Origin of the sequence: Mesorhizobium sp. B2-8-3, from assembly GCF_006440815.1 — a bacterium.
In the GTDB taxonomy this organism is placed as follows: Bacteria; Pseudomonadota; Alphaproteobacteria; order Rhizobiales; family Rhizobiaceae; genus Mesorhizobium.
In genome coordinates, this window is the sequence record NZ_VFTW01000014.1 from 133,718 (window position 1) to 145,708 (window position 11,991).

Annotated in this window: 14 protein-coding genes; 8 read left to right on the top strand and 6 right to left on the bottom strand. The window is 64.0% G+C overall.

Annotated elements, in window-relative coordinates; translation table 11 throughout:
* The first annotated feature begins 24 nt into the window (after positions 1–24).
* Both FJ418_RS20405 and FJ418_RS20410 read left to right on the top strand, forming a co-directional pair.
* Positions 25–660, top strand: a complete 636-nt coding sequence (locus tag FJ418_RS20405) for a 2'-5' RNA ligase family protein (protein WP_140645081.1) — start codon at positions 25–27, stop codon at positions 658–660.
* A gap of 135 nt (positions 661–795) precedes the next feature.
* Positions 796–1,149, top strand: coding sequence for a nuclear transport factor 2 family protein (locus FJ418_RS20410; protein ID WP_140868687.1), 354 nt, complete (start codon positions 796–798; stop codon positions 1,147–1,149).
* 94 nt (positions 1,150–1,243) lie between these two features.
* Here the strand turns inward: FJ418_RS20410 and FJ418_RS20415 are convergent, their stop codons facing one another.
* Together FJ418_RS20415 and FJ418_RS20420 are read right to left on the bottom strand one after the other, a co-directional pair.
* Positions 1,244–1,723: an SRPBCC family protein gene (locus tag FJ418_RS20415; RefSeq protein ID WP_140868690.1), complete on the bottom strand. Its 480-nt coding sequence runs from the start codon at positions 1,721–1,723 to the stop codon at positions 1,244–1,246.
* Positions 1,720–2,073 carry a metalloregulator ArsR/SmtB family transcription factor gene (locus FJ418_RS20420; RefSeq protein ID WP_140645078.1) on the bottom strand — a complete coding sequence of 118 codons (354 nt, stop codon included), beginning with the start codon at positions 2,071–2,073 and terminating at the stop codon, positions 1,720–1,722. Before FJ418_RS20420 ends, FJ418_RS20415 begins: the two co-directional genes overlap by 4 nt.
* A 150-nt stretch (positions 2,074–2,223) precedes the next feature.
* Here FJ418_RS20420 and FJ418_RS20425 point away from each other — a divergent pair, with 150 nt between their 5' ends.
* Positions 2,224–2,577 carry an ArsC family reductase gene (locus FJ418_RS20425; RefSeq protein ID WP_140868692.1) on the top strand — a complete coding sequence of 118 codons (354 nt, stop codon included), beginning with the start codon at positions 2,224–2,226 and terminating at the stop codon, positions 2,575–2,577.
* Positions 2,578–2,825: 248 nt separating this feature from the next.
* On the opposite strand, the gene FJ418_RS20435 is transcribed toward FJ418_RS20425, so the two are convergent.
* From FJ418_RS20435 to FJ418_RS20445, 3 genes are all read right to left on the bottom strand, one after another.
* Positions 2,826–3,182 (bottom strand): DUF488 domain-containing protein, encoded by a 357-nt coding sequence (locus FJ418_RS20435; RefSeq protein ID WP_140868695.1) that lies wholly within the window; start codon positions 3,180–3,182, stop codon positions 2,826–2,828.
* 22 nt (positions 3,183–3,204) lie between these two features.
* On the bottom strand, positions 3,205–4,461 hold the full coding sequence (locus FJ418_RS20440; protein WP_140868698.1) for an aminopeptidase: 1,257 nt from the start codon (positions 4,459–4,461) through the stop codon (positions 3,205–3,207).
* 85 nt (positions 4,462–4,546) lie between these two features.
* On the bottom strand, positions 4,547–5,461 hold the full coding sequence (locus FJ418_RS20445) for a LysR substrate-binding domain-containing protein (protein WP_140868701.1): 915 nt from the start codon (positions 5,459–5,461) through the stop codon (positions 4,547–4,549).
* 97 nt (positions 5,462–5,558) lie between these two features.
* Between FJ418_RS20445 and FJ418_RS20450 the strand changes: the two genes are divergently transcribed.
* The 3 genes from FJ418_RS20450 to sbmA all read left to right on the top strand — a co-directional run bounded on the left by FJ418_RS20450 (position 5,559) and on the right by sbmA (position 8,392).
* Positions 5,559–5,765: a hypothetical protein gene (locus FJ418_RS20450; RefSeq protein WP_140868704.1), complete on the top strand. Its 207-nt coding sequence runs from the start codon at positions 5,559–5,561 to the stop codon at positions 5,763–5,765.
* Positions 5,766–5,848: 83 nt separating this feature from the next.
* Entirely contained in the window at positions 5,849–7,009 is a 1,161-nt protein-coding gene (locus FJ418_RS20455; protein ID WP_246683133.1) for a YbfB/YjiJ family MFS transporter, read from the top strand.
* 123 nt (positions 7,010–7,132) lie between these two features.
* On the top strand, positions 7,133–8,392 hold the full coding sequence (gene sbmA, locus FJ418_RS20460; protein WP_140645072.1) for a peptide antibiotic transporter SbmA: 1,260 nt from the start codon (positions 7,133–7,135) through the stop codon (positions 8,390–8,392).
* Positions 8,393–8,440: 48 nt separating this feature from the next.
* On the opposite strand, the gene FJ418_RS20465 is transcribed toward sbmA, so the two are convergent.
* On the bottom strand, positions 8,441–9,451 hold the full coding sequence (locus FJ418_RS20465) for a polysaccharide deacetylase family protein (RefSeq protein ID WP_140868705.1): 1,011 nt from the start codon (positions 9,449–9,451) through the stop codon (positions 8,441–8,443).
* Between the two features lie 200 nt (positions 9,452–9,651).
* Between FJ418_RS20465 and FJ418_RS20470 the strand changes: the two genes are divergently transcribed.
* Entirely contained in the window at positions 9,652–10,317 is a 666-nt protein-coding gene (locus tag FJ418_RS20470) for a tetratricopeptide repeat protein (RefSeq protein WP_140645070.1), read from the top strand.
* 6 nt (positions 10,318–10,323) lie between these two features.
* Complete coding sequence (gene der, locus FJ418_RS20475) at positions 10,324–11,754, top strand: ribosome biogenesis GTPase Der (RefSeq protein WP_140868708.1); 1,431 nt, start codon at positions 10,324–10,326, stop codon at positions 11,752–11,754.
* Positions 11,755–11,991 lie beyond the last annotated feature (237 nt).

An 11,991-nucleotide genomic window follows, 5' to 3' on the forward strand; every position in this document is an offset into this window, starting at 1 on the left:
GACGATATCCGAAAGGGATCAGCCATGAACGAACAACCGTGGTTCGGGATCGGCAGGAATGGGCAGGCTTTTTTTCGTTGGGACGAGCCCAGTCAGGAGCCCAACGACCGACTGTTCTTCGCCATCCTTCTCGAAGAGATGATTGCTCGTATGCTGGCCTCACGAGCCGTGACTTGGCAGCGGGAGTTAGGGCTCGGCGGAAAGCTCATTCGAACCAGGCATCTGCATATTTCGCTTGTCATGCTCGGCGATCACGATGGATTGCCAAGATCTCTGGTCGACGCCGCTTGCTCGGCAGGCTCTCTCGTCCGAGCTCAAGCCTTTGATGTGTCGTTTGACCGTCTGTCGGCCTTTGGTGGCGGCGCTCTCGTTCTGCGCGGCAGTGACGGCGTTCCCGCATTGCAGGCCTTCTGGCGAGCGCTCGCCGCTGTGCTGTCCGACAGCCCGTTTAAGCCGCTTGTCGGGAAGTCGATCGAGCCGCACGTCACATTGCTGCGTGACAAAGTGCGTGTTCCGAAAGTCAATGAGCGGCCAATTGAGCCGATTGGTTGGACCGTGCGCGAGTTCGTGCTGATACACAGCTTCCTGCGTCAGGACCGCTATCAGGTCATCAGACGCTGGCAATTGAACGGTCAGGATGACGCGCATGCTGTCATGTGAGCATCTCAAATCGTCTTTAGCGTCAGCGCGCAGGCCTCGCCATGCTGACAGGAATTGTCACCTGCGAAGCGACCGAGCCGTGGCGGGCGTGCAATCGGTACCTACTTGATGTCTGGTCCAAACCGGGAGGATCCCATGACCACTGCCGAAATTGCCAAGGACTTCACTGAACTCCTCAAGCAGGGCGACAGCCATAGCGCCGCCGCGAAATACAATGCCGACGACATCGTCAGCTACGAAGCCATGGAAGGCCCGATGTCCGTGTGCAACGGCAAGGAAGCCGTCAAGCAGAAGGGCGAGTGGTGGGAAGCGAACCACGAGGTCCACGGCGGCTCGGTCGAGGGTCCCTATGTCAATGGCGACCAGTTCGCCTTGCGCTTCAGCTTCGACATTACGCCCAAATCCACCGGCGAACGTGTCAAAATGGACGAGGTCGGCCTCTACACGGTCAAGAACGGCAAGATCAGCGAAGAGCGTTTTTACTATTGAGGCCGATGCGCTGAGGCTTTTTGCTTCCTTTCGCTTGCAAATTTGAAATCAGGGATGGCGACCGGGCAGATATTCCGGTCGCCATGCCGGCTTCTCAAATCGTCTTCACATACTGAGCCAGCTGGTCGGCCACCGCGCCCCAGCCGTCGAAGAAACCCATCTCCTCGTGGCTGTTGCGCGTCGCCTCGTCGCGGTGGATGGCGGTGGCGGTGTAGCGCGTGCCCTTGCCTTCCGGTGTCAGGGTAATGACCGCGGTGATGAACGGCTTGCCCGACGGCCGGTAGCCCGGCAGCAGCGCGTCGGTCCACACCAAGCGTTCGTTCGGCACGATCTCGAGATAGCAGCAATGGCGGTCGCTCACCTCCTTGCCGTCGGGCGACTGGATGCGCGTGCGGAACAGGCCGCCCGGTCTGAAGTCGATCTCGCAATCGGTGATGACCCACGGTTTTGGCGTGAACCACTGCTTGACGTGCTCCGGCGTCGTCCAGGCGCGCCACAGCAATTCGCGTGGCGCATCGAGAAAGCGCTCCAGCGTCAGGTCCAGTTTCGGGTTCGGCTTGAACGGATAGCTCACTTTTCACTCTCCTTGAGGCTCATCACATAAGCGTCGAACTGGTCGAGGCGGCGCTCCCACAGCGCGCGCTGTTCGACGAGCCAGTTTTCCGCAAGCTTCAGCGGCTCGGGTAAAAGACTGTAGGTTCTGACGCGGCCGGTCTTTTGCGACTGCACCAGTCCGCAGCCCTCCAGCACCTTGAGATGCTCGACGAAGGAGGGCAGGGCCATCTCGAACGGCTCCGCCAGTTCGCTGACCGAGGCTGGGCTTCTGTTCAGCCGCTCCACGACACCCCGGCGCGTCGGATCGGCAAGCGCGCGAAAAATGCCGTCGATGGGCGGCGGGCTCTGGCTGGCGGTATCGAGGCTCATCATTGGCTCTCGGTCCTGGCGTTGCGAATAATACTTAGGAAAAAACCTTGGTGTTGGCAAGAGCCAAAAACGAGCCGTCGTGAAGCGCTGGCAAAGCTGCTGCTGCGGGCCTAGGATTCGCTCAGATTCGCAAACCCACCGAGGCCTGCCTTGTCCATCGCCATGTACGGCATCACCACCTGCGACACGATCAGGAAGGCGCGCGTCTGGCTGGAGAGCCATGACGTGCCGTATCGCTTCCATGACTACCGCGCCGAAGGGATCGAGGCGGAAAGGCTGAACGGCTGGGTCGGCAAGGTCGGCTGGGAAAAGCTGCTCAACAGGGGCAGCACCACTTTTCGTGAGCTGCCGGAGACGGACAAGGCCGGGCTGGACGAGAAGAAGGCGAAGAAGCTGATGCTCGCCAAGCCGACGATGATCAAGCGGCCGGTGCTGGAGGTCGGGGATCGGATTTTGGTAGGGTTCAAGCCGGAGGTCTATGAGGAGGCGGTTGGCGGAAAGTAGTCGCTAAGGACCCTCGCTCTTACGTCGAGTTCCTTCGCCCCCCTCTCTGTCCTGCCGGACATCTCCCCCTCAAGGGGGGAGATTGGCAGCTTTGACGAGGCGCTCGTCTTGCAACGTCTGCGATTGGCGAAGGCCGGCGTGACCGGCTGATCTCCCCCCTTGAGGGGGAGATGTCCGGCAGGACAGAGAGGGGGCGAAGGAACTCGACGTCTCAATAATTAAATTATGCTTGGCTTCCAAAAATTAAATTATGGATGGGCTTCAAAATATCCCGCCAGCGCCACCGCGTTGTTATGTGCCTCGTCATGCGCGCCGTAGAGCAGCGTCACCTTGCCCCTGCCGAGTAGCGCACGCAGCTCTGCCACCGCGTCGCCATTCGCATCGAGCTCAGCCCGATACCGCTTCTGGAACTCTGCCCAGCGTTCCGGCTCGTGCCCGAACCATTTGCGCAGTGCGTCGCTCGGCGCGATCTCCTTCAGCCATAGCGTCAGTTCGGCGTCCTTCTTGCTGACGCCGCGCGGCCAGATTCGGTCGACCAGCACCCGCTGGCCGTCGGCTTTCGCCGGCGGCTCGTAGACGCGCTTCACCGCTATGTCGAAGGCCATGAAATCTCCGCTGGCAGACCTCTTACGCCCACTCGCCCTTGCGCATCACCGGCACGCGGCCGCCGTCCTTGGCGACGCCGTCAATGTCGATCTTGTCGGAGCCGATCATCCAGTCGATGTGGATGAAACTCTTGTTGCCGCCGCGCTCGGCGATCTCGTCCTGGCTGAGCGAAGCGCCGTCGACGAAGCACTTCGAATAGCACTGTCCGAGCGCGATGTGGCAGGCGGCGTTTTCGTCGAACAGCGTGTTGAAGAACAACAGCCCACTCCGCGAGATCGGCGAGGAATGCGGCACCAGCGCCACTTCGCCGAGGCGGCGCGCGCCCTCGTCGGTGTCGAGCACCTTCTTCAAGACGTCCTCGCCCTTCGAGGCCTTGGCCTCGACGATCCGCCCGCCCTCGAAGCGCACGGAAATCTCGTCGATCAGTGTGCCCTGATAGGAGAGCGGTTTGGTCGAGGAGACATGGCCCTCGACGCGCCTTGCATGCGGCGTGGTGAAGACTTCCTCGGTCGGGATGTTCGGGTTGCAGGTGACGCCGTTCTTCGCCGTCGAGGCGCCGCCCATCCATTCATGGCCATCCGCCAGCCCGACGGTCAGGTCGGTGCCTGGACCGGTGAAATGCAGCGCGTGGAAACTATGCCCGTTCAGCCATTTCGTGCGCTCGGCCAAGGCGGCGTTGTGTGCCTTCCAGTTGCCGATCGGGTCCTCGACGTCGACCCGCGAGGCCGAGAAGATGGCGTCGGCGAGCTTGACCACCGCGACGTCGTCCGCCTCGCCCGGAAAAACCTGCTTTGCCCAGGCAAGGTCGGGATAGGCGACGATGTTCCAGTTGATGTCGAAGCCGGTGATTTTTTCCAGCGCCGGCTGGTAGGCCATCGAGTTCGCCTTGTTGGCGCGCGCCACCTTGGCCGGATCCTGCGACGAGAGCAGCGACGGATCTTCGCCGCGCACGGCGAGCCGCGCCGCATTGTTCGAGAAGGCCTTCGCCATGCCTTCATACAGCCAGCCGGCGGCGCGGTCGAAGCCGGCGTCGGCGCCGTAGCGGAAACGCGCCAGCGTGATCTCGTCGTCGTTGAAGATCGGCGTCACCAGCCCGGCGCCGGCCTTGTAGGCGTGCTCGACGATGCGGCGGGTCAGCGGCAGCGCCGCGATCGACGAGGTCAGCACCAGATCCTGTCCGGGCTGCAGCTGCAGCCCGACCTTGATGGCGACTTCCGCCAGCCTGTCGAGCTTCACCGGGTCGATGGTTGCCGAAACGCCGCGCGAATGTGTGGTCATGGGTCCTGCCTGCCGTTTGTTGGGGTCTTGTTCCTACATAGACCGCTGCGGTTGGCCTTTCCACCGCGATCGACTGGGCCTAATTTCAGGCGGCGCTGTCCAGCGCCCGGAACTGTGCCATGGTCGCCTCGATCTCCTCGCGGATCCAGGCCTTGAAGTCGCGCACCTTGCGGCTTTCGCTTTTTGTGGCTGAGGTCACCAGCCAGTAACCCAGCCCGCTCTCGGCCCGCACACCGAAGGGCGCGACCAGCCGGCCGTCGGCCAACGCGTCGGCGGTGAGCAATTGCCAGGCGAGCATCACGCCGTGGCCGGCGATCGCCGACTCCAGGCACAGCATCGGATCGGTGAAACGCGCTCCCTTCTGGAAGGTGACCGGCTCGACGCCGGCCGCCTCGAACCAGCCGTCCCAGCTGAACATCGCCCGTTCGTCGGTGATGGCGCAGGTCTGCGCCAGATCGCCGATCGACTTCAGCCTGGCCGCGATCGATGGCGCGCAGACCGGAAACACTTCCTGGGCAAGCAGAAGCTCGGCGCGGTCGCCCGGCCATTTGCCATCGCCAAGCCGGATGGCGATATCGATGTCCGAGCGGTCGAGATCGGCGACCCTGGCCGAGGCGTCGATGCGCAAAAGCACGTTCGGGTGTCGGGAGAAATGCCTCGATAGCCGGGGCAGCAGCCATTTCGAGGCGAAGGCCGGCGCCACCGAGACGACCAGCGTGCATTCGTTGGCCTCGTCGGCCAGCGCCACCGCTTGCGCGATCTCGCGGAAGCCGGCTCTGAGCCGCGCCGTGAAGGCAGCGCCGAATTCGGTCGGCACGAGCCCGCCCGGCGTCCGTTCGAACAGCGCCTGCCCCAGCTGCTTTTCGGTGCGCTTGACCTGCTGGCTGACGGCGCTGACCGAGACATTCAGTTCGGCGGCCGCTCCCGCCAGCGATCCCAGCCGAGCGACGGTTTCCACGGCACGCAGGCCGTTGAGATGGACGCGATTGAGCATAGCCATTCAGTTTTTCTAAAGTAGATGGATCGGAATCTCAATTGAAACCCGACAGGAAAGGGCGGAATTTAACAGGAATAGCCTTGAGCCAGGAGGTGGTCCCATGAAGATTTTATCCTTGCTGAAAGGGCTTTCCGGCGCCAAGGCGAGGCCGCGCGATGACGATGACGATGAGATGACCCGCTGGATCACCGATCCGCTGTCGCATCCGGTGCTCGACACCATGTCGGAGCGCGAGCTCGGCGACATACCCTTCCGGCTGACGGCCCGCCGCACCGCATACGAGATCGTAGGCACAACCTGTCTCTGACGCCATTCGGCCCGGTTGCGGGGCAGCGCTGGCCCAACGCAAGCACATTGTTTCGCGGCCGCGCGCACTTATTGTGCGCCGCAATGAACGCCATCTCGCCATCTCCGCTGCGCCTTGCCCTGGCCGGCATGGTCGCGCTCGCCGTTGCCATGGGCATCGGCCGCTTCGTCTACACGCCGATCCTGCCCGGCATGATGGAAGAACTGCACCTGACGCCGGCCGATGCCGGCTGGATCGCTTCCGCCAACTATCTCGGCTACCTCATCGGCGCGCTCGCCGCGGCCGGCGGCTGGGCACATGACCGCGAGCGCATGCTGATGTTCGCCGGCCTCGCCGCCAGCGCCGTGCTCGCGGCCCTCATGGGGCTCAATGAGACCATGGCCGCCTTCCTCGTCATCCGCTTCCTCGCCGGCCTCGCCAGCGCCTTCGTCATGGTGTTCATGGCCTCGATCGTCTTCAGCCATCTGGCTGAGGCCGGCCGCGGCGATTTGCAGGCGTTGCACTTCGGCGGCGTCGGTCTCGGCATTGCCGCGTCCTCGGCGTTGCTGGCGATCCTCGTCTCCGAACATGCGGGCTGGGCCGCCGGCTGGCTCTGGTCCGGAGCGCTTTCGGCGGTCGGCCTGCTCGTCGTCATGTTGCTCGCCGGCTCGACCACGCCGGCCAATGTCACCGACGGGCGCGAGCCGGCGCTGCCCAAGGACGGGTCCCTGGTGAAGATGATCGTCGCCTACGGGCTGTTCGGCTTCGGCTATGTGGTGACGGCCACTTTCCTGGTCGCCATCGTGCGCCAGGGCGGCGGCGGGCGCGTCTTCGAGGCCACCGTCTGGATGGTCGCCGGCCTTGCCGGCTTTCCCTCGACTTGGGCGTGGCAGAAGCTCGCCGGCCGGATAGGGCTCTATGCCGCTTATGCCGCGAGCTGCCTGGTCGAGGTGGTCGGCGTCACCGCCAGCGTCGTCGTCAAGGGCGCAGCCGGACCGTTGATTGCCGGCGTCCTGCTCGGCGGCACCTTCATCGCCCTCACGGCGCTGGGCATACAGATGGGCAGGCAGCTCGCGCCGCGGGCGCCGCGTCGCATCTTCGCGGTGATGACGGCAGCCTTCGGCCTTGGCCAGATCGTCGGCCCGATCGCCGCCGGCCTGCTTGCTCAGGCATCGGGCAATTACGTGCTTGCCTCGATCATGGCGGCGGCGGCCTTGCTGCTCTCCGGCGTCATTGCCTGGTCGGCTGCGCCAAAATCGCCATGATTTGCGGCCTTGTTCGATGCCGGGCATCGGGCACGGGCATTTTCTTTCCCCCTAATGTGTGACCTTATGCCCGCCGAACAGCAATGCCGCTGATTTGCGGTCAGACCGAGGAAACCCGCCACAGTGTTCGTATCTTTTTTCCCGCAGCCGAAGCTCTTCTTCACCTCGGCCGCCGTCTGGAGCCTTGCGGCGATTCTGTTCTGGTTTTTCGGCGGCGAGCAACTGGGAGCCGTCTTAGGCTTCCCTCCCGCTGCGGCCGGCGCGCCGCCCATCATCGGTATCGCGGTGCTGTGGTCGAAGCCCTTCCTGTGGTTCTACATCTACTTCGCGGCCTGCGTGGCGGTCTTCTATGCGTTCTGGAGCTGGTATGCGCCGCATCCGTGGCAGAACTGGTCGATCCTGATGACCGCCGTCATCCTGTTCTTCATCTATTTCAACGTGCAGGTCTCCGTCGCGGTCAACAACTGGTATGGTCCTTTCTTCGACTACGTTCAGGGCCTGATGTCGGGAACGACAGCCTCGACCGACACCGAATTCTACAAGGGATTGGCCGACTTCTCCTGGCTGGCGCTAGTCGGCATGAACGTGCAGGTGATCAACGCCTTCATCGTCAGCCATTGGATCTTCCGCTGGCGAACCGCGATGAACAATTACTTCGTGGCCAACTGGAGCCGGCTGCGCCATATCGAGGGCGCCTCGCAGCGCATCCAGGAAGACACGATGCGTTTCTCGCAGATCATGGAGGACCTGGGCTCCAGCTTCGTCCAGTCGATCATGACCCTGATCGCCTTCCTGCCGGTGATGATCCAGCTTCAGGCGCACATCACCGAGCTGCCGATCATCGGCGCGGTGCCGCAGCCTCTGGTCGTTGCGGCCCTGGGCTGGTGCCTGTTCGGCACGGCCTCGGTGATGCTCGCAGGCATCAAGCTGCCGGGCCTTCAGTTCCGCAATCAGCGCGTCGAGGCGGCCTACCGCAAGGAACTTGTCTACGGCGAGGATCATCCCGATCGGGCGCAGCCGGCGACGACGGCGGAGCTGTTCACCAATGTGCGCCGCAACTACTTCAGGCTCTATTTCCACTACATCTATTTCAACGTCGTCCGGTACACGTACCTGCAGGCGGACAACATCTTCTCGCTGCTGATCCTCGGCCCATCGCTGGTCGCCCATAAGATCACCTTCGGCGCGCTCAATCAGATTTCGAATGCCTTCGGCAAGGTGACGAATTCGCTCCAGTTCCTGCTGAATTCCTGGTCGACCATCGTCGAACTGCAGTCCGTCCACAAGCGCCTGCGCGCCTTCGAGGCGACGCTCCAAGGCGAGCCGCTTCCGGACATCGACCGGCGCTATCTGGCTCGGCAGGGCGCTGAGGACCCGGCCTGATCTGGAACAACCCAGGAGAGCGTAAAGATAAGCGATCCGGCGGGCGGCTCAGCCGCCCGCGGTCGCCTGCGCCTGGCCGGCGCGCCGGCGCGCGACATAGTCGCGGAAACTGATGCACTCCACTTGCTGCATCACGCAGACCTCGCCGGCAAAGCGCTCCAGCGCGTTCCAGTAGGCGCCGTCGTTCATCAGCGTGAAATGGAAGCCGAGCTCCAGCGGCAGGCGCTTGCCGTTGTACTGAGCCTCGAAAGCGGCGTGGAACGCCTGGTAGGCGCGCTCGGTGAATGCGTCCGCCATGGCCGGCTTCTCGGTGCCGTCCGAGTGGCGGACATAAAGATTGTAATCCATGGCGACCACCGGCTTCGCCTTCGGTCCCTCCGGGATGAGCGGCAGGGCAAAGCGGGTTGTCCCATTCAGGGTCGGCGGGACGGTCGGGCCTTTGGAGACACCGCTGGCGTCATACTGGAAACCGGCCTCGGGCAGGGCTTCGTAAAGCGCCTCGCCGGTCGAGAGATAGGGCGCGCGGAACCCGACCAGCGCATGATGCGCGAAATCGTGCCAGTCGGCCGGCTCCTGGATGCCGTTGATCGCATAGGCGTTCTCGAAAATGCGCCGGACGGAGGCGAATTCGGCCAGCCAGTCCGTCTTGCTCCACGCGTTGCCGTCGAAATGGCCGCAGGCATGGCTACCGATGTCGTGACCCTCGGCCGCGGCCAGCCGGACCTGTTCCAGCCGGTCGGCCACGTCCTGTTTCGAGGCGCCGAAGCCGACATTGGATTTGCCGGCGGCCTTGCCGGGGCCGGCATAGTCCTGCCGCGTCTCCGGCGAGAGCAGGAACACGCAGGACAGGAAATAGGTGAAATGCGCGCCCGTGCGCTTTGCCAGCGCACGGCTGCGTTGCCATTGCGAGATCTCGCGGGCGGCGTCGAACGAGATCAGCACCACCTGCTTGGGTCTGGCGGGCGAAGCAGCCGGCGATTTCGGCGGATCGGCGAAGGCCGCATTGGCCGAGGCGAGCGAGGCGAGACTGAATGCAAGGAAGCGGTACATACGAAGCATTGGCAACCTCTGGCGGGACGTCTCCGGCTGATCGGAAGCCGGCTATCGCGCAAATGTGGCGCGGTTGCGTTCAGGCAAGGGCTGTGGGCGCCCGGTATTCCAAGCCGATTTTCCGGTCCGCCCCCTTCCATGCCGACAAAATTTCGCTAAAACGCGGGCTCAAGAGGCGCCCCCTTCCGGGGCAGCAATGGTTTTGATTGATGTCGGACGACAGTTTTATCCGCGAAGTGAACGAAGAGATGCGTCGCGAGCAGGCGCAGAAGCTATGGGACCGTTTTGGCCCGGCCATTCTCGGCCTTGCCATCCTCATCGTGCTCGGCACCGCCGCTGTCGTCGGCTACCGCTACTGGGACGAGACCCGCGCCAACCGTTCCGGCGACGCCTTCTCGGCCGCCCTCAAGCTTGCCAATGACGGCAAGAACGACGAGGCGATCGCTGCGCTCGACCAGTTGGAGAAGGACGGCTACGGCGCCTATCCGCTGCTCGCCCGCATGCGCGCCGCGACCGTCAAGGCCGACAAGGGCGACGTCGACGGCGCGGTCAAGGATTTCGACGAGGTCGCCGCCGACAACGCCATTCCGGCCGGCATTCGCGACATCGCGCGGCTGAGGGCGGCGCTGCTGCTCGTCGACCATGGTTCCTACGCCGACGTCTCCAGCCGTATCGAGGCGCTGACCGCCGACACCAATCCGCTGCGCCACTCGGCGCGCGAGGCGCTTGGCCTTGCCGCCTGGAAGGACGGCAAGTCGGCGGACGCACTCAAACTGTTCGACCAGATCTCTTCGGATGAAGCCGCCCCGCGCAATGTGCGCCAGCGGGCGCAGCTGATGTCCGAGCTGATCCGCGGGTCGGGCAACGCGTCGTGATCCTGGATGGGCTTCAAAGTCGCCATCATCGGCCGGCCTAACGTCGGCAAATCGACTCTTTTCAATCGGCTGGTCGGAAAGAAGCTGGCGCTTGTCGACGACACGCCGGGCGTCACGCGCGACCGCCGCGTCCACGCCGCCAAGCTCTACGACCTTCACTTCGACGTCATCGATACCGCCGGCTTCGAGGATGCCGCCGCATCGACGCTGCCCGGCCGCATGCGTCAGCAGACCGAGATCGCCATCCGCGAAGCCGACCTCATCTTCTTCACCATCGATGCCAAGTCCGGCCTGCTGCCCGACGACCGCACCTTCGCCGACGTCGTGCGCAAATCCGGCAAGCCGGTCGTGCTCGTCGCCAACAAGGCCGAGGCGCGCGGCGCTCAAGGGGGCATGCTGGAGGCCTGGGAACTCGGCCTCGGCGAACCGATCCCGGTTTCGGCCGAGCACGGCCAGGGCATGCCCGACCTGCGCGACGCGGTGATTGCGGCGCTGGGCGAGGAGCGCGCCTTCGGCGACGACGAGGAAGACGGCAGCGACGAGATAGCCGCCAGCGAAGTGCTGATCGGCGAGGACATCGCCGACCCGGACGCTGAAGCATCCTATGACGACACCAAGCCGCTGCGCATCGCCGTCGTCGGCCGCCCCAACGCCGGCAAGTCGACGCTGATCAACGCGCTGATCGGCGAGGAGCGGCTGTTGACCGGTCCGGAAGCCGGCATCACGCGGGATTCGATCTCGGTCGACTGGGACTGGCGCGGCCGCCGCATAAAGCTGTTCGACACCGCCGGCATGCGCCGCAAGTCCAGGATCCATGAAAAGCTGGAGGTGCTCTCGGTGCAGGACGGCCTGCGCGCCATCCGTTTTGCCGAGATCGTCATCATCGTCCTCGACGCCACCATTCCCTTCGAGAAACAGGACCTGCAGATCGCGGACCTGATCACCCGCGAGGGCAGGGCGCCGGTGATCGCCTTCAACAAATGGGACCTGATCGACTACCCGCAGGAATTGCTGGCCGAGCTGCGCGAAAAGACCGAGCGGCTCTTGCCGCAGGTGCGCGGCATCCAGGCGGTGACGGTCTCGGCCGAGACCGGGCGCGGCCTCGACAAGCTGATGGAAAGCGTCATCAAGACGCACAAGGTGTGGAACAGCCGCGTCTCGACCGGCAAGCTCAACCGCTGGCTGGAAGGCATCCTCGCGCATCACCCGCCGCCCGCCGTCGCCGGCCGCCGCCTGAAGATCAAGTATGTCACCCAGGCCAAGACCCGCCCGCCGGGCTTCGTCGTCTCCTGCTCGCGGCCGGACGCGATGCCGCAATCCTACGTCCGCTACCTGACCAACAGCCTGCGGGAGGCCTTCGACATGCCGGGCGTGCCGATCCGCATGGCACTGCGCACGTCGGACAATCCGTTTGCAGGGCGCGCGAAGAAGCGGTGAGGTCTATTCTCCGTCGCGGGTAAAATCCTCACAATGCTGGCGGGACAGCACCCCCCTCTGCCCTGCCGGGCATCTCCCCCGCAAGGCAGGGGAATCGCATATGGCGTTTTTTGGGGTTGAGTTTAGGCTGAGAAAGGATTCTTTGGAGAGGCAGTTGAGCGAAGGAGCGACTGCCATTTCCTGCCTTGAGAGCTACTTTGGCGCGGTGCCTGATCCCCGCGCGCCCAACGCCACGCA

Coding starts and splice junctions, on each gene's coding strand:
- FJ418_RS20440 (WP_140868698.1), bottom strand. CDS start 4,461: ATGACCACACATTCGCGCGGCGTTTCGGCAACCATCGACCCGGTGAAG.
- der (WP_140868708.1), top strand. CDS start 10,324: ATGGGCTTCAAAGTCGCCATCATCGGCCGGCCTAACGTCGGCAAATCG.
- FJ418_RS20470 (WP_140645070.1), top strand. CDS start 9,652: ATGTCGGACGACAGTTTTATCCGCGAAGTGAACGAAGAGATGCGTCGC.
- FJ418_RS20435 (WP_140868695.1), bottom strand. CDS start 3,182: ATGGCCTTCGACATAGCGGTGAAGCGCGTCTACGAGCCGCCGGCGAAA.
- FJ418_RS20465 (WP_140868705.1), bottom strand. CDS start 9,451: ATGCTTCGTATGTACCGCTTCCTTGCATTCAGTCTCGCCTCGCTCGCC.
- FJ418_RS20405 (WP_140645081.1), top strand. CDS start 25: ATGAACGAACAACCGTGGTTCGGGATCGGCAGGAATGGGCAGGCTTTT.
- FJ418_RS20450 (WP_140868704.1), top strand. CDS start 5,559: ATGAAGATTTTATCCTTGCTGAAAGGGCTTTCCGGCGCCAAGGCGAGG.
- FJ418_RS20445 (WP_140868701.1), bottom strand. CDS start 5,461: ATGGCTATGCTCAATCGCGTCCATCTCAACGGCCTGCGTGCCGTGGAA.
- FJ418_RS20420 (WP_140645078.1), bottom strand. CDS start 2,073: ATGAGCCTCGATACCGCCAGCCAGAGCCCGCCGCCCATCGACGGCATT.
- FJ418_RS20410 (WP_140868687.1), top strand. CDS start 796: ATGACCACTGCCGAAATTGCCAAGGACTTCACTGAACTCCTCAAGCAG.
- FJ418_RS20455 (WP_246683133.1), top strand. CDS start 5,849: ATGAACGCCATCTCGCCATCTCCGCTGCGCCTTGCCCTGGCCGGCATG.